Origin of the sequence: Burkholderia lata, assembly GCF_000012945.1 — a bacterium.
Taxonomy (GTDB): domain Bacteria; phylum Pseudomonadota; class Gammaproteobacteria; order Burkholderiales; family Burkholderiaceae; genus Burkholderia; species Burkholderia lata.
Window position 1 is genome coordinate 1,191,764 of sequence record NC_007510.1, and the last position, 17,274, is coordinate 1,209,037.

The window sequence follows — 17,274 nt, forward strand, 5'->3', positions numbered from 1 at the left end:
TGCCAGCGTTCTTGTGGCAGGCCGGTCGACACGGCACAATTGCGAATCCTTTACTGTCCCGCATGCCATGCCGTTCAATTTCCCGATTTTCCTGACGTGGGTACGGATCGTGCTGATTCCGCTCGTCGTCGGCGTGTTCTATCTGCCGGACACGGTGATGGGCGGCGCGCACCGCAATCTCGCGGCGGCGGCGATCTTCATACTCGCGGCGCTGACCGACTGGTTCGACGGCTATCTGGCACGCAAGTGGAACCAGACGTCGTCATTCGGCGCATTTCTCGACCCGGTGGCGGACAAGCTGATGGTGACGGCCGCGCTGCTGATCCTCGTGCAGATTTCGCGGGTCGATGCGGCGATCGCGCTCGTGATCGTCGGCCGCGAGATCGCGATTTCGGCGCTGCGTGAGTGGATGGCGCAGATCGGCGCGTCGAAGAGCGTCGCGGTGAACCAGCTCGGCAAGTTCAAGACCGCATGCCAGATGGTTGCGATTCCGATGCTGCTGTTCTACGGGCCGCTGCCGCTCGGTGTCGCGACGATCGACACGCGCGTGTGGGGCGAATGGCTGATGTATCTCGCGGCGGTGCTGACGATCTGGTCGATGCTGTACTACATGAAGCTCGCATGGCCGCAGATTCGCGAGCGCGGCGGCGCGTGACAGGTCCGGTCGAGCGGGTTTTTGGAAAAAGGGCTGGAAAAGCCCTTGACACATGAATGTGGCTTCGACATAATCTCGCTTCTCCGCTGCACGACGAAGTAAGTGTGTGACGGGGAAGCAGTAGCGCAGCAATACGCGGGAGTAGCTCAGTTGGTAGAGCGCAACCTTGCCAAGGTTGAGGTCGCGAGTTCGAGACTCGTCTCCCGCTCCAGATTTTTTCTGGCAGCGTGTTGTACGGCAAAGCGCTGCAGATGCAGGACACATGCGGGAGTAGCTCAGTTGGTAGAGCGCAACCTTGCCAAGGTTGAGGTCGCGAGTTCGAGACTCGTCTCCCGCTCCAGATTTTTCTGGCAGCGTGTTGTACGGCGAAGCGCTGCAGGTGCAGGACAATGCGGGAGTAGCTCAGTTGGTAGAGCGCAACCTTGCCAAGGTTGAGGTCGCGAGTTCGAGACTCGTCTCCCGCTCCAAGTAATGGGGAAGCCAAGCTTCCCTTTTTATTTGATGGACTTTCGGTCCTCGAATAAAGAATCTGTCGCTTGCCTCACGGCATTCGCACAGTCCGCTTTTGGCGCGATAGCAAAGCGGTTATGCAGCGGCCTGCAAAGCCGTTTAGGCCGGTTCGACTCCGGCTCGCGCCTCCAGGTAGAAAGAGAAAAAGCCCCGCTTCGGCGGGGCTTTTCTTTTTTCTGCGTCCGGTTCGGAGGCGGACCGTGAGGCGGGCGGGGCGGGGTGCGGTAGCATGGCGCGATCAGCGGGCATTCGAGTCCTGCGCGAGACGCCGAGGCGATCGATGGCGACACCAGGTGAAGCGAATTGACCACCCCCGGGCTCGACACGCGGGAGGCGCGGCTCTCCGATTGCGCCGCAATCGCGAGGCTGCTGTGCCAGCTTGGATACGAGGCGACGCCCGCGCTGATTCATGAAAAATTGCAGTCGTTCGCCGACAAGCCGGGTGATCTGGTATGCGTGACAACGTTGGATGGCGAGGTGGTCGGCAGTATCAGCCTGCACATCCTGCCGCTCTTTCATGCAGCCGGAAATCTCGGGCGCATCACGAGCATGGTCGTTGACGAGCGTCACCGGGGATGCGGGATTGGCGGTGCACTGATGGCGACTGCAGAACGTTGGTTCGAGAGCGGCCGATGCGTGAAGCTGGAGGTGACGAGCGGCGATCAACGCCCGGACGCTCACCGCTTTTATGCGCATCATGGTTTCGCGCGCGACGGGCAGCGGCTCTCCAGGAAAATGCATCCGTAGCGCATGTCCGAAAACAAAAGCCCGCTGCGTGCGGGCTTTTGTTTTCAGCGATTGAAGCGCGATTCGCGAACGGGCGCACCGGCTATGCGATGTCGCTCGTTCGTCGCGGCATCCGCTCAACCATCCACCGGCTGCGCCGGCGTGTCGAGCGTCAACTGATAGAACGCCGCGTCGAGCCACCGGCCGAACTTGAATCCCGCCTGCGTGATCGTGCCCGAGTGCACGAATCCGAGCTTCGTATGCAGTGCGATGCTTCCCGCATTGGTCGCATCGATGCAGCCGACCACCACGTGCACCTGCGCTTCGTGCGCGCGCCGGACCACTTCGCGCAGCAGCACCTCGCCAAGCCCGCGGCCGCGCTGGTCGCGATGCACGTACACGCTGTGTTCGACCGTGTACTTGTAGGCGGGAAACGCGCGGAACGTGCCCCAGCTCGCAAAGCCGAGCAGCGTGCCCGATGCGTCGACGGCGCCGATGACCGGGAACCCGCCCGCGCGCTTCGCCGCGAACCACGCGACCATCGCTTCCGGCGGACGCGGCTTGTAGTCGTACAGCGCGGTCGACGTCGCGATCGCGTCGTTCAGGATCTCGAGAATGGCCGGCGCATGCTCGGCCTCGCTGCAATCGATCAGGCGCACGTCGTCGCGCTGTTTCGGGGAATTCATACGGGCTCCTGTGGGCAGTAAGTAGGGCGCGCGCACGGCTGCTGCGACGACGCGTTCATCAGAGATTCCGCACGCCGGCGGCGGACGCATCGCAGATCGCGACGACATAGCGCGCGGCATGCGACGACGGATTGCTGAAAATCAGCGGCTGGTCGAGCCGCATGGCCAGGCAGTCGCCTTCGTGAAGTTCGTGAAGCGCGTCGCCGAACGTGACGTCGACGCGGCCGCTGATGACCCACACCTGCTGATGCAGCGCGCTTTCGCGTCCGCCACTGTCGTACGCGACGCGGGCACCGGGCGGGAAATCCACCTCGACGAGCTGGATCGGCGACGGCCAGCCGGCCGGGGAGAGATTGCGGCGTACATAGCCGGACGCAGGGTCTCGCCATTCGGCCTGCTGCGCGTGGCGCGCCAGCGGCTGCGTGGGCGTGTCGTCCTGGTCGCCGCCGAACAGCCCGGCCAGCGACACGCCGAGCCCGGCCGCGAGCTTGTCGAGCACGACGGCCGTCGGGCTGGCCGATGCGCGTTCGATGAGCGAGATCATCGAACGGCTGACGCCGGAGCGCGCGGCCAGCGCATCGAGCGTGTAGCCTCGCACGGTGCGCAGGTCGCGTACGCGCCGGGCGATGCGTTCGTTGATGCCGGTGTCGTCGGCAACGGCGGTAGCTGATTCTTTCATGATGGATTTATTTTCCAGCAAACTGGAATTCGATGTCAACGGGATTGACGTCCGATGGCTCGATGGAATCCGAACGGCTTGCCCGGCAGTCGCGCGCGGCGTAATATACGAATCGACTACGTTTCGTTTAATTGGGGATATATGGGCATCATCAAGATTTCCGAGCACATGCACGAGCGGCTGCGCTCGACCAGCACGGCGCTGAGCCGCTCGATCAACGCGCAGGCCGAACACTGGCTGCGCGTCGGGATGCTGGCGGAACTCAATCCGGCGCTGTCCTACGGGGACATCTGCCGGATGCTGATCGAGGCCGAAGCGCGGGGCGGTGAAGCGGGGCCGGCGGAATCGGTCGAGCACGGCATCGAGCAGGTGGCGTAATGGCGAAGCGAGAAATCCCGATCCGCGGCGCCGCGGAAATCGCCAAGTCGCGCGAAGCCGCGAAGCTCGCGTCGCAGGTGCTGACGATGATCACCGAGCACGTGAAGCCGGGTGTCACCACCGACGAGCTGGACGTGCTCTGCCGCAACTACATCGTCGACGTGCTCGGTGCGATCCCGGCGAACATCGGCTACCACGGTTATCCGAAGACGCTCTGCACGTCGGTCAATCACGTGGTGTGTCACGGCATTCCGACGTCGCGGCCGCTGCGCGACGGCGACATCGTGAACCTCGACATTGCGGTGATCAAGGACGGCTGGTTCGGCGATACGAGCCGCATGTATTTCGTCGGCGAACCGAACGAGCTCGCGCGTCGGCTTGTCGCGACGACCTATGAGGCGATGCACGCGGGCATTCGCGCGGTGCGTCCGGGCGCAACGCTCGGCGACGTCGGCTACGCGATCCAGCAGGTCGCGCATCGCGAAGGATTCAGCGTGGTTCGCGAGTACTGCGGGCACGGCATCGGCGATGTCTATCACGACGAGCCGCAGGTGCTTCACTACGGCCGCCCGGGCACCGGCGTGCCGCTCCGGCCGGGGATGATCTTCACGATCGAGCCGATGCTCAACGCAGGCAAGCGCGACACGCGCATGCTGGCGGACGGCTGGACGGTCGTCACGAAGGACCATTCGCTGTCGGCGCAATGGGAGCACATGGTCGTGGTGACCGAGACGGGCTTCGAGGTGCTGTCCGAGGACGTGAAGCCGCAGGCGTTTCCGGTGCTGTCCGGCACGCACGCCGCCTGATATCTGCAGTGCGCCGCGAACGGCGGTGCGGCGTCACAGTGAAACGGGCCCCTTTGCGGGGCCCGTTTCGTTTTCGTTCCAGGTTGCGCGGCGCGATTTACGCGCGAACGCGCCGACCGGCTGCTCGGTGGGGGAGCGCGGCTTGGCCGCCGCTCAACCGCGCGCCTTCTGCCATGCGGATTCGACGAACACGCGGCACAGCGCTTCCATCCCCTTGCGGTCTTCGTCGTCGAAGCGTGCGGCGACCGGGCTGTCGACGTCCCACACGCCGATCAGCGTGCCGTCGGCGGCCACCAGCGGCACGACGATTTCCGATTCCGATGCGGCGTCGCACGCGATATGGCCGGGGAAGTCATGCACGTCGCGCACGACCTGCGTCTCGCGCGTCTGCGCGGCCGTGCCGCACACGCCCTTGCCGAGCGCGATCCGCACGCAGGCGGGCTTGCCCTGGAACGGTCCGACCACGAGTTCCGTCCCGTCGAAGAAGTAGAAACCGGCCCAGTTGAGACGGTCGAGCGAGTGGTAGACCAGCGCGGAAAAATTGGCCGCGTTCGCGGTCAGGTCGCGTTCGGATTCGACGAGCGCGCGTGCCTGCTCGACGAGCGTCGCGTATTGATCGGCCTTGGAGGCGTTGGGGTCGTTGGACAGCGTGAACATGGCGGGAAAACGATCAGGGTTGTGGAATGCGCGATGCGCGTACCGCAGTCTACGGCACGCGTGCGTGGTTTGCAGCGCCCGGTTACGCGTGAAGCGGCGCGCTCAATCGGGTTCGAGTTCGGCAAACCGCTCCGCCAGGAAATCGAGCAGCGCGCGTACTGAGGGCAGCAGCCCCCGGCGCGACGCGAACACCGCATGCACGATCTCGCGGCGCGGCGCCCAGTCGGGCAGTACGGTCACCAGCTCGCCGCGCGCGACCTCATCGCGCACCATCATCGTCGGCAATTGCACGATGCCGACGCCCGCGACGGCCGCCGCGCGCAGCGCGAGCATGCCGCCCGTCACGAAGCGCGGCTGGTGATGAATTTCCGCGTGAGCGCCATCGGGCCCGCGCAGTCGCCACACGTGCGCGGACTGCGGGGCGCCGTGATCGAGACTCGGCAGGCGTGCGAGATCGGCGGGAACGGCCGGTGCGCCGTGCTCGCGCAGCAGCGAGGGGCTCGCGACGAGGCATTGGCCGCGCTCGGCCAGCATGCGCAGCGCGAGATCGCTGTCTTCGAGTGGCGGCGGGCGCACGCGGATCGCGACGTCGATCCCTTCGCCAACCACGTCGACGCGCCGGTTGGTCGCTTCCAGATGGATCTCGACGCGTGGGCACGCAACCATGAACGCGGCGATCATCGTGCCGACCAGCGAATCGAGCAGTACGATCGGGCAACTGACGCGCACGATGCCGCGCGGTTCCTCGTGCAGCAGCGCGATCGCCTCGTCGGCCGCATCGGCTTCGACGAGCATCGCGCGGCAATGCGCGTAATAGGTCTGGCCGACGTCGGTAACCGTGAAGCGCCGCGTCGAGCGCTGGATCAGCCGCATCCCGAGCCGCGCCTCGAGCAGCGCGATGCGGCGACTCAGCTTCGATTTCGGCATGTCCAGCGCACGCCCGGCCGGTGCGAAGCCGCCGTGTTCGACGACCTGCACGAAGTAATAGAGATCGTTCAGATCCCGCGCTTTATCGTTCATGAAATGGAACGCTGAGTGCGATTTTGGCAGTCTACCGGATCGATCGTTCCACCACTATATTTCTACCCAGGATGCGAAACACGTGTTTCGCCGCAATTCGGAGAAGGCAATGAAGAAGATCCAGGGTGTCTACAGTGCGCCGCGCGGCCATTGGGTCGGCGACGGTTTCCCGGTGCGTTCGATGTTCAGCTACCAGTCTCACGGCGCGCACCTGAGCCCGTTCCTGCTGCTCGATTACGCCGGCCCGGCCACGTTCGAGCCGGGTTCGGTCTCGGCACCGCGCGGTGTCGGCCAGCATCCGCATCGCGGGTTCGAAACGGTGACGATCGTCTATGACGGCGAGGTCGCGCACCGCGACTCGACCGGCGCGGGCGGCGTGATCGGCCCGGGCGACGTGCAGTGGATGACGGCCGCGAGCGGGATCCTCCATGAGGAATTCCACTCGGAAGGGTTCACGCAGCGGGGCGGCCCGCTCGAGATGGTGCAGCTGTGGGTGAACCTGCCCGCCGCGGACAAGATGGGTGCGCCCGGCTACCAGACGCTGCTGAACGCCGACATCCCCGTGGTCGAGCTGCCGGACGGCGCGGGGCATGCGCGGATCATCGCGGGTGAATTCGACGGGCGGCGCGGCCCGGCCCGCACGCATACGCCGATCGATGTGTGGGACGTGCGGCTCGTGGCCGGCGGCCATGTGCGGTTCCCGGTCGCCGACGGGCGCACGCTCGCGGTGGTCGTGCTGAGCGGTACCGTGCAGGTGAACGGTGAGACGGTCGCTCGCGAAGCGCAGTTCGTGCAACTCGGCCGCGACGGCAGCGACGTCGAGATCGAAGCGAACGGCGACGCGAAGCTGCTGATCCTGAGCGGCGAGCCGATCGACGAACCTGTCGTCGGTTACGGGCCGTTCGTGATGAACTCGCAAGAGGAGATCCGTACCGCGATCGAGGACTTCAACAGCGGCCGCTTCGGCCAGATGCCGGCATGACGGACAGGCCCCGCGCAATGCGGGGCCTTTTTTTGCGCGCGGACAGTCGATCGCGCGGCGAGTGCGCTTCGAGGCATAATCGTCGATTGCCGCGCGCCGGCCGGCGCGCCCGAATCAGGACCGACCATGAACGCATCCGCTGCATCCCCGAGCGCCGCCGATCTCGACTGGCGCTGGAAATCCTTCGACGCGCTGACGGCGCGCGAAGTCTATTCGATCCTCGAAGCACGCAGCGCGGTGTTCGTCGTCGAGCAGAACTGCGTGTATCGCGATATCGACGACGCGGACCAGACCGCATGGCACCTGGCCGCCTTCGATCCGGCAGGCCGCGTGGCCGGCTATCTTCGCGTGCTGCTGCCCGATGCGCAGAACACCGACGTACGCATCGGCCGCGTGCTGACGACCGCCGCGTTCCGCGGCGCGGGCCTAGGCAACGGGCTGCTGTCGCGCGCGCTCGAGCATATCCGCGCGCAGTGGCCGGATACGCCGGTGAGCCTGCATGCGCAGGCCCACTTGCAGCGTTTTTACGGGGCATTCGGCTTCACGCCGAGTTCGGACGTGCACGACGAGGACGGCATCCCGCACGTGTGGATGAGCAGCGCGCGCGCGTAATGCGCGACGCGCCGCGCAGCGGTCAGTGCGCGGCGTTTGCTACCGGCGGCCGGTCCGCGCGCTGCGCGGCCCGTTCATCGATCAGGCGGCCGCGCGCGGACAGCCGCAACCAGTGCCGCAGCGCGATCAGCGCGCCGATCACGCTCATCATCGAGCCGGGAATCCACAGCAGCAGGCCACCGATCTGCTGGTCGCGCAGCGGGCTCAGCCACGTGAACGCACGGCCGCAGATCGAATAGATCGGATACAGCTCGTGCGGCGTGAAGAAGATCAGCGCGCCGAGCGCGATCTGCGGCGGGATCGCCGCGACGACGATCAGGATCCGGCGGCCCGGCGACAACCGCGCGGGCGGCGCGGGACGCGGATCGACGACGAGCCACCAGAACAGCAGCCCGTCGATCACCATGCTCCAGTTCATCACGCGATAGAGACGCCAGTCGAGCATCGCGATGAAGTGGATCGGCGACAGCAGCCAGAAATAGATCAGCCCGACGAACAGCACGACCGCGACGACGGGATGGAACACCACGTCGAGCGTCGCGCGCACGGGCGCCCATGCGAGTGCAGGGCGCACGAAACGCTGCCGCCAGCGGAACGGGATGCCCGCGCGAATCGCCGCGCCCGGATAGGACAGCGCGATAAAGAACGGCCCGAGGTGGTGCAGCACCAGGTGCTGCGCGCGATGCAGGAAGAACTCGTGCTCGAAGAAATAGTCGAGCCGCGTATGCAGTGCGATGTAGAGCGCCGTCAGCCCGAACCAGAACGAGAACTGCCGCAGCGGCGACACCTTCGCCTTCTTCACGCCGCGCGCGAACAGCACGGCAGCGGTCAGCACCGCGATCACCACGGTGGGCGACGGTTCCCACGGATCGAGCCAGTACAGGAGGTTCATCGTGCGCGCATTACTTCGCCTGGGCCGGCGACTTCACGGCGAACGGCGCATCGACCGTTTCGCCGTCGGAGAACTTCAGGCGCAGGTGCACGGTGTCGCCCGGCTTGATCGCGTGCTTCGGCTCTTCGAGCATGAAGTGGTAGCCGCCCGGCGCGATGTCGACCTTGCCGCGCGCGGGGATCGTCAGCTTGTCGACCATTTCCATCTTCTGCGTCGAGCCGTTCGAGACGGTCTGGTGCAGCATGGCCATCCCGTAGTCGGGGCTGTCGACGTCGACGAGATCGACCGGCTTGTCGCTCGTGTTCACGAGCGTCACGTAGCCGCCGGCCGGCAGCTTGTTCGGCAGCCAGCGCACCCACGCGTTCTGCGCAGTGATCGCGCCGGCGGCATACGCGTGGGCGCCTGCGCACAGCGCGGCGAGGAGGGCGAGCGTCTTGAGGGTCGTTTTCGTTTTCATGTCGGGATGAATTCAGGTAGTGGAGGCGGTGTCGATGATCCGGCGCACATCGGCGGCGATGGCGTCGGGCGAGTCGCGGTCGGTCGCAAGCAGGCGGGCGCGGCCGCTCGCGTCGAAGATGTAGACGGCCGAGCTGTGCGTGACTTCGTAGCCGCCCGACGGATCGCGCTTTTCCATCTGGTACGCGACGCGATAGCGCTTCGCGAGCGATTCGATCTGGCGGTCGGTGCCGGTCAGGCCGCGCGCATGCGCGGCATCGAACGCGGCGACATACGATTGCATGGCCTGCGGCGTGTCGCGCGCAGGGTCGACCGACACGAACAGGATGCGCACGTTGTTTGCCTGCGGGCCGAGCTTCGTGAGCACTTCCATCAGCCGTGCCATCGTTTCGGGGCAGACATCGGGGCAGTGCGTGTAGCCGAAGTAGACGAGCGCAACCTGGCCGTGGAATGCATCGGCGTCAACGGGGTGGCCGTCGCCGCCCGTCAGCGTGAACGACAGGTCGGGCAGGTGGCCGGTCACGTTGGTGAGGTTCCAGCGTGGCTCGTCGTGCGTGCACGCGGCGAGTGCCACGGCGGCGGCGAGGGCCGCGGCCGTGCGGATGAGGCGGGAGAAGCGCCGGTGCGGCGCGGGACGGGCAGACGACATCCTGGGGCTCGATCGGACGAAATGGTAGCCGGGGCGCGGCGCCATGCGTCGCGCGGCAGGCGGTTGCGACTGTAGCGCAATTCGCGCACCGGCGTCCTTTCGAAACCCGTACGCGACGGGCGAGCGGGGCAATATGTCGCAGTTGACGCAGTGGGCGGCGCGATGCCGGCGCTGCGCCGGTTTCGCCCATCTCGATGCGCAGGCGCGGTAAGATGCGCACAATTCCATTCGCGCAGCGGCCGCCCGGCGTTTGCCGGCCGGCCCTCACACTATCGAATCGATGCAATCCGTTCCGGCTTCCCTGTCCCTGACCGATACCGCGTTCTTCTTCGACTTCGACGGCACGCTCGTCGAGTTGGCGCCGACGCCCGACAGCATTCATGTTCCGCCGTCGCTGCTGACGCTGCTCGACGAGCTGCAGCGCCGCTCGCACGGCGCGGTCGCGATCGTGTCCGGGCGCGGGATCGACAACATCGACACGTTCCTGAAGATGCCCGACATGCCGATCGCCGGCCTGCACGGCGCGGAGCGTCGCGATGCGAACGGCGACACGCAACGTATCGGCTTCAACGACGAACGCCTGCTGCGCATCGAGCGCGAGCTGGCGGCCGTCGTCGACCGTCATCCGGGCATGCTGCTCGAAATCAAGGGCGCGGCCGTCGCGCTGCACTACCGCAACGCGCCCGAGCGCGAGGCGGCGGCGCGCGCGGCCACCGAGCGCCTCGTCGCCGACTATGCCGATGCGTATGTGCTGCAGCCCGGCAAGATGGTGTTCGAGATCAAGCCGAAAGGCGTCGACAAGGGGCGCGCGCTCGCCGCGTTCCTCGACGAGCCGCCGTTTGCCGGCCGCGTGCCGGTGTTCGCGGGCGACGACCTGACCGACGAGAAGGGCTTCGCGGTGGTCAACGCGCGCGGCGGCCTGTCGATCAAGGTCGGCGCGGGCGAGACGTCCGCCCGCATGCGGCTCGATTCGGTCGACGCGCTGCATGAGCAGATCGCGTGCTGGCTTGGTGCGGGGCAGTCGGACGCATGAGTCGCCTCATCATTGTTTCAAACCGCGTTGCGCCGATTTCGGAAGGCGAACCGGCGGCGGGTGGTCTCGCGATCGGCGTCTACGATGCGCTGAAGGAGACGGGCGGCATGTGGTTCGGCTGGAGCGGCGAGGTCGTCGCGTCCGGCGCACCGCAAATTCGCGTCGAGGAGCACGGGCCGGTCACGTTCGCGACCATCGGCCTGTCGCGGCGCGACTACGACCAGTATTACCGCGGCTTCTCGAACGCGACGCTGTGGCCCGCGTTTCATTACCGCACCGACCTGATCCAGTACGACCGTCACGAGTTCGAAGGCTACAGCCGCGTGAACGTGTGGCTTGCCCAGCAGCTCGTGCCGCTGCTGCAGGACGACGACGTGATCTGGGTGCACGACTATCACCTGATCCCGTTCGCGCGCGCACTGCGCGCGGCCGGCGTGAAGAACCGCATCGGCTTCTTCCTGCATATCCCGTTTCCGGCTGCACAGGTGCTCGTCAACGTGCCGCCGCATCGCGATCTCGTCGAGTCACTGTGCGCGTTCGACCTGATCGGTTTCCAGACCGAACCCGACCTGCGCGCGTTCTGCGACTACGTCGAATCCGAAGCGGACGGCGTGATCGAGCGCGACGGCCACCTGGCGACGGTGCGCGCATTCGGCCGGACGCTGCGCGCGGCCGCCTATCCGATCGGCGTGCATCCGGACGAGATCGCGTCGCTCGCGCAGGCCGGCGAGCACGGCAAGGCGGTGCGCACGCTCGCGATCTCGCTGCGCGGCCGCAAGCTGATCATGAGCGTCGACCGGCTCGATTATTCGAAGGGGCTCGTCGAGCGCTTCCGTGCGTTCGAGAAGCTGCTCGAGCACGAGCCGTCGCATCGCAATCGCGTGTCGTTCCTGCAGATCGCGCCGTCGACCCGCGCGGAGCTGCGCGCGTACCAGGACATCCGGCTACAGCTCGAAGGGGAGTCGGGGCGCATCAACGGACGCTTCGCCGAGCTCGACTGGGCGCCGATCCTCTATATCCATCGTCAGTACGACCGCCAGCTGCTCGCTGCGCTGTACCGGCTCGCGCGGGTCGGCTACGTGACGCCGCTGCGCGACGGGATGAATCTCGTCGCGAAGGAATACGTGTCCGCGCAGAATCCGGAGGATCCGGGCGTGCTCGTACTGTCGCGCTTCGCGGGCGCCGCACGCGAGTTGACGGGGGCGCTGATCGTCAATCCGATCGATATCGACGGAATGGCCGACGCGTTGTCGCAGGCGCTGACGATGCCGCTCGCCGAGCGGCGCGCGCGTTATACGGACATGATTGCGCAGCTTCGCGAGAACAACGTGTCGGTGTGGCGCGACAACTTCCTGCGCGATCTTCAGCACGCGTAACCGGCGTCATCGAGCAATAAAAAAAGCCGCAGTGCGACGCGCACTGCGGCTTTTTTGTTGGGTGCGGGCCGGCGTGTCAGGCCGCGCGTTCGCCGGTCGGCGTGCTGCCGTCGGGGGCCGGGTGATGGCGGCCATGCTGTTTCGCGAGCAGGTCGCGGTACAGGCCCGGGCGGTTGCGCAGCACGTCGGGCGCGCCGTCGTCGATGACCTTGCCGTTGTTCATCACGATGATCCGGTCGAAGTTGCGCAGCGTCGACAGGCGGTGGGCGATCGCGATCACCGTGCGGCCGACCATCAGGCGGTCGAGCGCGCTCTGGATCGCTTCCTCGGATGCGCTGTCGAGCGCGGACGTCGCTTCGTCGAGCAGCAGGATCGGCGCATCCTTCAGGATCGCGCGCGCGATCGCGATGCGCTGGCGCTGGCCGCCCGACAGCTTGACGCCGCGGTCGCCGACGATCGTGTCATAGCCTTCCGGCATCGCTTCGATGAACTCCGCGCAGCGCGCGTCGCGCGCGGCGGCGAGCACTTCCTCGCGGGTCGCTTCGGGGCGGCCGTACGCGATGTTGTCGTAGATCGTCCGGTGCAGCAGCGAGATGTCCTGCGGCACGAGTGCGATCGCGTGGCGCAGGCTGTCCTGCGTGATCGTCTTCACGTCCTGGCCGTCGACCTGCACGGCGCCGTCCTGCGTATCGTAGAAGCGCTGCAGCAGCGCGAGCACGGTCGACTTGCCGGCGCCCGACTTGCCGATCAGGCCGACGCGCTGGCCCGGCTCGATATGGAGGTCGAAGTGGTCGAGGATCGCGCGGCGGTGCGGATACGCGAACGTCACGCGCTCGAAGTTGACGCGGCCGCCCTTGGCCGACAGCGGCTGCGCGTCGGAGCGGTCCGGCATCCCGTGCGGCTCGAGCAGCGTCTTGACCGCTTCGGACAGGCGCGCGATGTGCTGCGTGACGTCGACGAGCGCGACCGCGAGATCGCGCGTGCCGTGCAGGATCGTGAAGCCGAGCGAGCTGACGAGCACGATGTCGCCCGACGTCGCGCGGCCCTGGTCCCACAGCCACAGCGCCCAGCCGAGCAGGCCGGCGGACAGCATCGCGGTGATCACCGCGTGCAGCAGGCGCAGCTTCTCGAGATAGAGCAGGCTTTGCTGGCGCGCGTCCATCTCGGCCTTGACCGTCGCGCCGAAGCGTTTCTGTTCGCGCAGCGTCATCCCGAACGCACGCACGAGGCCCATGTTACCGATCACGTCGACGAGTTCGCCGTCGACCGCGGCGGCCTTCGCCGCGAATGCGTGGTGGCGTGCCGAGCCGCGACCGGCCAGCTTGAACAGCACGATGGAGAGCACCGCGGAGCAGCCGAGCAGGCCCGCCGCCATCATCGGATTGACGACGATGATCATCAGGATCGCGCCCATCACCGCGATGCACGGCGGCAGTACGTTCCACGCCATCGTGTTTTCAGACGTGTAGACCGCGTTCGACGTGGCCGTGATGCGGCTCGCGAGCGTGCCGGGCTGCTTCTCGGCGTAGTAGGTGGGCGAATGGCCGATCAGGTACTGGAACAGGTCGCGCCGCAGGTCGCCGGTGACGGCGACGAACGTGTGCGCGGCGAACCAGCCGCCGACGCGCCACAGCAGGTTGTCGGCGGCGATCAGCCCGACGAGCAGCGCGAATGCGCTCCACAGCGGGCCGGGGTGATGCCGCCCGGTCGCCAGCACGTCGATCAGGTGCTTGATCGCGTATTGCGAGCCGAGCGCGCAGCCGACGGCGGCCAGCACGCTGCAGAGCACGATCAGGTGGGCGACAGGATGCAGGCGAATGTAGCGGAACAGGAACGCGATCGGTCGATGCGCGTAGCTCGACAGCTTCGCGTTGTGGGCGTTGCGCTGGGCAGGGGTGAGAGATTCCAAAATATGCGTGCGGTGATTCGGTGATTGAGCGTGGCGGCTGGATCGCAGGCCGGCGTTCGCCCGGACTGAATAATCCGGCATTGTAAACAAGGCCGCGTGTCGCGCTGCGCGAATCTTGCCTTGGCCAGGGGCTCGCGATCGATTTTGAGATAAAATCCGGCATCCCGTCCTGCCTCATGTGCCAGAATCACGCTGCCGGCGGTCACGGGGTCAAGGAATGCCAAAAGGGCCTTCCACTCTAGAACGGACACCCAAGTCCGCGGGTTGCAAAGTGTTGCACCTTTGTAACAAAGTAAAGTGTTTGAAATGTTGTGCGCCGTATCAGGATTAACCCTAGATAATCGGCTCCGGGTTCGATTCCAGGTTTTTTACGAACCCCTGTCAACGGGTCTTCGTTTCAAACGTTCTATGCCTGTCGCGTCGCCGACGCTCCTTGAGCAGCGCGGGTTTGACGCCCCCGGCAGGCTGATTCGTCCGATTTTCGGACGAAATGCATCCAGCCCGGACCGCCGGCAGGTTGCCGACCCATACCTGGTTTTTAGCCGATTTTTTAGGAGTTACGCATGCGAATCGCCCAAATCGCTCCGTTGCACGAAGCGGTGCCCCCGAAACTGTACGGTGGTACCGAGCGAGTGGTGTCCTACCTCACCGAAGCACTTGTCGAGATGGGGCATGACGTCACGCTCTTCGCGAGCGGCGATTCGCAAACCTCCGCGAAGCTCGAAGCGTGCTGGCCGCAGGCGCTGCGCCTCGACCCGACGATCCGCGACGTGATGGCCCCGCACATGCTGCTCCTCGAGCAGGTGCGCCGCCGCGCGGAAGAGTTCGATGTCCTGCACTGCCACATCGACTACTACCCGTTCTCGCTGTTCTCGCGCCAGCCGGTCCCGCATCTGACGACGATGCACGGCCGTCTCGACCTGCCGGAACTGCAGCCGATCTTCAACGCATTCAACGACGTGCCGGTCGTGTCGATCTCCGACAACCAGCGCATCCCGCTGCCGCAAGCGAACTGGCTGTCGACCGTCTACCACGGCCTGCCAGAAAACCTGCTGACGCCGATCCCGAACGTGAAGCCGAGCTACCTCGCGTTCCTGGGCCGCATCTCGCCGGAAAAGCGCGTCGATACGGCGATCCGCATCGCCGAGCAGGCCGGCCTGCCGATCAAGATCGCCGCGAAGCTCGACAAGGCTGACCGCGCGTACTACGAAGAGAAGATCAAGCCGCTGTTCGCGCTGCCGCACGTCGAGTACATCGGCGAAATCAGCGAGTCCGAAAAGACCGAATTCCTCGGCAACGCGCACGCGCTGCTGTTCCCGATCGACTGGCCGGAGCCCTTCGGCCTGGTGATGATCGAGGCGATGGCTTGCGGCACGCCGGTGATCGCGTTCAAGCGCGGCTCGGTGCCGGAAGTGATCGACAACGGCGTGTCGGGCTTCGTCGTCGAAGACGAGCTGTCGGCTGTTGCCGCGCTCAAGCGCCTCGATACGCTGCCGCGCGAGAAGGTCCGCGCCGCGTTCGAAGCCCGCTTCTCGTCGAAGGTGATGGCAGAGAACTACGTGAAGGGCTACGAGGAACTGCTGCGCCAGAAGCGTCGCACGGTGCTCCGCGAAGTCAACGCAAGCTGATTGCGGGCCGCCGCCGCGCTGCGGCGTGCGGCTTGCCATCGACGCCCCGTCCGGGTTCCCGGCGGGGCGTTGTCACATCCGCGGCGCGGATCTGTTGTATTCTCGCCGCGCCCGACGCTGCGAACGGCCTCCGAAGCGGCCCGGCAGGGCATCCGTCCGTCTGTCCAGACGGTAATGTCCCTATAATGGCCGTGCCGTGAAATCCGGCCCCGCACGAATATCCAGAGGAGAGCAGTCTTGGCGAGAACGAAATCCACGCGCGCAGCGCCGGCCCCCGGCGCCGGTGTGATCTTCGCGTTGCGTGCGATCGGTCTCGTGCTGCTCGCGCGCTGGCTGTTCTCGATGTCCCAGATGGGTTATCGCTCGTCGCTGTCGGCGATGGTGTCGTCGCCCTGGGCGTTCGTCTACCTTCTCCTGATCTTCCTGCTGCTCGCACTGCCGGGCGCCGTCGCGCGTGCCGAACGGCCGTTTCATCCGCTGCCGCAGTGGCTGCGCCAGGCGCTGCGCGTCTTCGCGCTGATCGGTTTGCTGTTCGCGGTCTGGTCGATCGGCATGTTCGTCTGGGTGGACGGCTGGCGCCTCGCGCTGCAGGCGGTGACGGCGACCAACGGCTGGCTCGTCGCCGCACCGGCGCTTTATGCGGCGATCGTCTGGATCTGCCGCCCGCGGCCGCTGTGGCGGACCAACGTGGCCGCCCGCCGCTTTGCGGTCGGTCGTTATGCGATTTCGCTCGACGTGCTGACGCGCACCACGATCGTCTGGATGGAAAGCCGCAAGGTCGGCCAGTACGACGCGCGCGAACTGTCGGTGCGCTGGCCCGGCCGGGCGGTACCTGCCGCAGGCGAGGGCGCATCGGACGCGCAGCCGGCCGTCGTGCCGCCGCGCCGCGGCAGCCTCTTCAATCGGCCGAAGGTCGAACTGCTGTGGGATTCGCCGGCGGCCGTCGGGCATAACCGGCAGATCGTCATGCGTGCGCCGCTCGCGACCGAAGGCGACCGCGTCGCGGTGCTCGCGCTCGACGCCGCGCTCAAACAGATCGTCTGACAAGTCCCGCGCACGGCGTGCGGGCGACAGGGAGGCGTGATGATCGTCCGCTGGTTACTGGCTGCCATTCACCTGAGTGCGTTCGGCGTCGCGTTTGCCGCGATCGCGGGGCGTAACCGCGCGTTGCGCCGGCTTATTGCGTCGGCGCAGGCGGTCGACTTGCCCGGCGTATTCAAGGCGGATGCCGCGTGGGGGCTGTCGGCGCTCGTGCTGATCGTGACGGGCCTGATGCGCGCGTTCGGCGGTTTCGAGAAAGGCTCGGCGTACTACCTGCACGAGCCGCTCTTTCACCTGAAGATGACCGCGCTCGTGTTGATCCTGCTGCTCGAAATCGTGCCGATGCTCGGCCTGATCCGGTGGCGCGTCGCCGCGCGGCAGCAGCAGATGCCCGATCTCGGCCGTGCTCGCACCTATGTGAGGATCGGCCATTGGCAGGCGGTGCTGGTGATCGTCATCGTGTTCGCCGCGTCGGGGATGGCGCGGGGGATTGGGCTGGCCGGGTAGGTGCGGCCGGCTAGGTCTGGTCGGGTAGAGGTTTGGCCGGGTAGGTGCGGCCTGCTCTAGCTCTGGCCGCGT

Annotated in this window: 19 protein-coding genes and 4 tRNA genes; 15 read left to right on the forward strand and 8 right to left on the reverse strand. The window is 66.3% G+C overall.

Features of this window, described 5'->3' with window-relative positions; genetic code table 11:
* The first annotated feature begins 67 nt into the window (after positions 1-67).
* From pgsA to BCEP18194_RS11420, 6 genes are all read left to right on the forward strand, one after another.
* Positions 68-655: a CDP-diacylglycerol--glycerol-3-phosphate 3-phosphatidyltransferase gene (gene pgsA, locus BCEP18194_RS11395; RefSeq protein WP_011351424.1), complete on the forward strand. Its 588-nt coding sequence runs from the start codon at positions 68-70 to the stop codon at positions 653-655.
* A gap of 135 nt (positions 656-790) precedes the next feature.
* Positions 791-866, forward strand: a tRNA-Gly gene (locus BCEP18194_RS11400).
* A 53-nt stretch (positions 867-919) separates the two neighbouring features.
* Positions 920-995 (forward strand) — tRNA-Gly (locus BCEP18194_RS11405).
* Between the two features lie 51 nt (positions 996-1,046).
* Positions 1,047-1,122: transfer RNA gene (locus BCEP18194_RS11410), tRNA-Gly, on the forward strand.
* A gap of 100 nt (positions 1,123-1,222) precedes the next feature.
* A tRNA-Cys gene (locus tag BCEP18194_RS11415) sits at positions 1,223-1,296 on the forward strand.
* Positions 1,297-1,468: 172 nt separating this feature from the next.
* Entirely contained in the window at positions 1,469-1,912 is a 444-nt protein-coding gene (locus BCEP18194_RS11420) for a GNAT family N-acetyltransferase (RefSeq protein ID WP_011351425.1), read from the forward strand.
* A gap of 116 nt (positions 1,913-2,028) precedes the next feature.
* Here BCEP18194_RS11420 and BCEP18194_RS11425 read toward each other — a convergent pair whose 3' ends face one another.
* Positions 2,029-2,577 carry a GNAT family N-acetyltransferase gene (locus BCEP18194_RS11425; protein ID WP_011351426.1) on the reverse strand — a complete coding sequence of 183 codons (549 nt, stop codon included), beginning with the start codon at positions 2,575-2,577 and terminating at the stop codon, positions 2,029-2,031.
* A 58-nt stretch (positions 2,578-2,635) separates the two neighbouring features.
* Positions 2,636-3,256: a helix-turn-helix domain-containing protein gene (locus BCEP18194_RS11430; protein WP_011351427.1), complete on the reverse strand. Its 621-nt coding sequence runs from the start codon at positions 3,254-3,256 to the stop codon at positions 2,636-2,638.
* Positions 3,257-3,397: 141 nt separating this feature from the next.
* Between BCEP18194_RS11430 and BCEP18194_RS11435 the strand changes: the two genes are divergently transcribed.
* Both BCEP18194_RS11435 and map read left to right on the forward strand, forming a co-directional pair.
* Positions 3,398-3,634 carry a ParD-like family protein gene (locus BCEP18194_RS11435; RefSeq protein ID WP_041492781.1) on the forward strand — a complete coding sequence of 79 codons (237 nt, stop codon included), beginning with the start codon at positions 3,398-3,400 and terminating at the stop codon, positions 3,632-3,634.
* Complete coding sequence (map, locus tag BCEP18194_RS11440) at positions 3,634-4,440, forward strand: type I methionyl aminopeptidase (protein ID WP_011351429.1); 807 nt, start codon at positions 3,634-3,636, stop codon at positions 4,438-4,440. The genes BCEP18194_RS11435 and map overlap by 1 nt, the downstream gene beginning before the upstream one ends.
* 153 nt (positions 4,441-4,593) lie before the next feature.
* On the opposite strand, the gene BCEP18194_RS11445 is transcribed toward map, so the two are convergent.
* The gene (locus tag BCEP18194_RS11445; RefSeq protein WP_011351430.1) at positions 4,594-5,097 is read right to left on the reverse strand and encodes a GAF domain-containing protein; all 504 of its coding nucleotides are present in this window, start codon (positions 5,095-5,097) and stop codon (positions 4,594-4,596) included.
* Positions 5,098-5,199: 102 nt separating this feature from the next.
* Positions 5,200-6,117 (reverse strand): LysR family transcriptional regulator, encoded by a 918-nt coding sequence (locus BCEP18194_RS11450; protein ID WP_011351431.1) that lies wholly within the window; start codon positions 6,115-6,117, stop codon positions 5,200-5,202.
* Positions 6,118-6,226: 109 nt separating this feature from the next.
* On the opposite strand from BCEP18194_RS11450, the gene BCEP18194_RS11455 reads away from it, so the two are divergent.
* Together BCEP18194_RS11455 and BCEP18194_RS11460 are read left to right on the forward strand one after the other, a co-directional pair.
* Positions 6,227-7,099 carry a pirin family protein gene (locus tag BCEP18194_RS11455; RefSeq protein WP_011351432.1) on the forward strand — a complete coding sequence of 291 codons (873 nt, stop codon included), beginning with the start codon at positions 6,227-6,229 and terminating at the stop codon, positions 7,097-7,099.
* A 126-nt stretch (positions 7,100-7,225) separates the two neighbouring features.
* Positions 7,226-7,711 (forward strand): GNAT family N-acetyltransferase, encoded by a 486-nt coding sequence (locus tag BCEP18194_RS11460; protein WP_011351433.1) that lies wholly within the window; start codon positions 7,226-7,228, stop codon positions 7,709-7,711.
* Between the two features lie 22 nt (positions 7,712-7,733).
* On the opposite strand, the gene BCEP18194_RS11465 is transcribed toward BCEP18194_RS11460, so the two are convergent.
* From BCEP18194_RS11465 to BCEP18194_RS11475, 3 genes are read right to left on the reverse strand one after another with little or no spacing between them, the layout of a single operon-like run.
* Positions 7,734-8,603, reverse strand: coding sequence for a cytochrome c oxidase assembly protein (locus BCEP18194_RS11465; RefSeq protein ID WP_011351434.1), 870 nt, complete (start codon positions 8,601-8,603; stop codon positions 7,734-7,736).
* Between the two features lie 10 nt (positions 8,604-8,613).
* Positions 8,614-9,060: a copper chaperone PCu(A)C gene (locus BCEP18194_RS11470; RefSeq protein ID WP_011351435.1), complete on the reverse strand. Its 447-nt coding sequence runs from the start codon at positions 9,058-9,060 to the stop codon at positions 8,614-8,616.
* Between the two features lie 12 nt (positions 9,061-9,072).
* Positions 9,073-9,708, reverse strand: a complete 636-nt coding sequence (locus BCEP18194_RS11475) for an SCO family protein (RefSeq protein WP_041492782.1) — start codon at positions 9,706-9,708, stop codon at positions 9,073-9,075.
* Positions 9,709-9,988: 280 nt separating this feature from the next.
* Here BCEP18194_RS11475 and otsB point away from each other — a divergent pair, with 280 nt between their 5' ends.
* Positions 9,989-10,741, forward strand: coding sequence for a trehalose-phosphatase (gene otsB / locus BCEP18194_RS11480; protein ID WP_011351437.1), 753 nt, complete (start codon positions 9,989-9,991; stop codon positions 10,739-10,741).
* On the forward strand, positions 10,738-12,117 hold the full coding sequence (gene otsA / locus BCEP18194_RS11485) for an alpha,alpha-trehalose-phosphate synthase (UDP-forming) (RefSeq protein WP_011351438.1): 1,380 nt from the start codon (positions 10,738-10,740) through the stop codon (positions 12,115-12,117). The genes otsB and otsA overlap by 4 nt, the downstream gene beginning before the upstream one ends.
* A 76-nt stretch (positions 12,118-12,193) precedes the next feature.
* On the opposite strand, the gene BCEP18194_RS11490 is transcribed toward otsA, so the two are convergent.
* Complete coding sequence (locus tag BCEP18194_RS11490) at positions 12,194-14,026, reverse strand: ABC transporter ATP-binding protein (RefSeq protein ID WP_041492783.1); 1,833 nt, start codon at positions 14,024-14,026, stop codon at positions 12,194-12,196.
* Positions 14,027-14,589: 563 nt separating this feature from the next.
* Between BCEP18194_RS11490 and BCEP18194_RS11495 the strand changes: the two genes are divergently transcribed.
* The 3 genes from BCEP18194_RS11495 to BCEP18194_RS11505 all read left to right on the forward strand — a co-directional run bounded on the left by BCEP18194_RS11495 (position 14,590) and on the right by BCEP18194_RS11505 (position 17,202).
* Complete coding sequence (locus BCEP18194_RS11495) at positions 14,590-15,654, forward strand: glycosyltransferase family 4 protein (RefSeq protein WP_011351440.1); 1,065 nt, start codon at positions 14,590-14,592, stop codon at positions 15,652-15,654.
* A 237-nt stretch (positions 15,655-15,891) separates the two neighbouring features.
* Entirely contained in the window at positions 15,892-16,698 is an 807-nt protein-coding gene (locus BCEP18194_RS11500) for a hypothetical protein (protein WP_011351441.1), read from the forward strand.
* A 39-nt stretch (positions 16,699-16,737) separates the two neighbouring features.
* Positions 16,738-17,202, forward strand: coding sequence for a DUF2214 family protein (locus BCEP18194_RS11505; protein ID WP_011351442.1), 465 nt, complete (start codon positions 16,738-16,740; stop codon positions 17,200-17,202).
* Positions 17,203-17,274 lie beyond the last annotated feature (72 nt).

Coding starts and splice junctions, on each gene's coding strand:
- otsB (WP_011351437.1), top strand. CDS start 9,989: ATGCAATCCGTTCCGGCTTCCCTGTCCCTGACCGATACCGCGTTCTTC.
- BCEP18194_RS11435 (WP_041492781.1), top strand. CDS start 3,398: ATGGGCATCATCAAGATTTCCGAGCACATGCACGAGCGGCTGCGCTCG.
- BCEP18194_RS11475 (WP_041492782.1), bottom strand. CDS start 9,708: ATGTCGTCTGCCCGTCCCGCGCCGCACCGGCGCTTCTCCCGCCTCATC.
- BCEP18194_RS11445 (WP_011351430.1), bottom strand. CDS start 5,097: ATGTTCACGCTGTCCAACGACCCCAACGCCTCCAAGGCCGATCAATAC.
- otsA (WP_011351438.1), top strand. CDS start 10,738: ATGAGTCGCCTCATCATTGTTTCAAACCGCGTTGCGCCGATTTCGGAA.
- BCEP18194_RS11450 (WP_011351431.1), bottom strand. CDS start 6,117: ATGAACGATAAAGCGCGGGATCTGAACGATCTCTATTACTTCGTGCAG.
- pgsA (WP_011351424.1), top strand. CDS start 68: ATGCCGTTCAATTTCCCGATTTTCCTGACGTGGGTACGGATCGTGCTG.
- BCEP18194_RS11460 (WP_011351433.1), top strand. CDS start 7,226: ATGAACGCATCCGCTGCATCCCCGAGCGCCGCCGATCTCGACTGGCGC.
- BCEP18194_RS11470 (WP_011351435.1), bottom strand. CDS start 9,060: ATGAAAACGAAAACGACCCTCAAGACGCTCGCCCTCCTCGCCGCGCTG.
- BCEP18194_RS11465 (WP_011351434.1), bottom strand. CDS start 8,603: ATGAACCTCCTGTACTGGCTCGATCCGTGGGAACCGTCGCCCACCGTG.
- BCEP18194_RS11505 (WP_011351442.1), top strand. CDS start 16,738: ATGATCGTCCGCTGGTTACTGGCTGCCATTCACCTGAGTGCGTTCGGC.
- BCEP18194_RS11455 (WP_011351432.1), top strand. CDS start 6,227: ATGAAGAAGATCCAGGGTGTCTACAGTGCGCCGCGCGGCCATTGGGTC.
- BCEP18194_RS11430 (WP_011351427.1), bottom strand. CDS start 3,256: ATGAAAGAATCAGCTACCGCCGTTGCCGACGACACCGGCATCAACGAA.
- BCEP18194_RS11495 (WP_011351440.1), top strand. CDS start 14,590: ATGCGAATCGCCCAAATCGCTCCGTTGCACGAAGCGGTGCCCCCGAAA.
- BCEP18194_RS11425 (WP_011351426.1), bottom strand. CDS start 2,577: ATGAATTCCCCGAAACAGCGCGACGACGTGCGCCTGATCGATTGCAGC.
- map (WP_011351429.1), top strand. CDS start 3,634: ATGGCGAAGCGAGAAATCCCGATCCGCGGCGCCGCGGAAATCGCCAAG.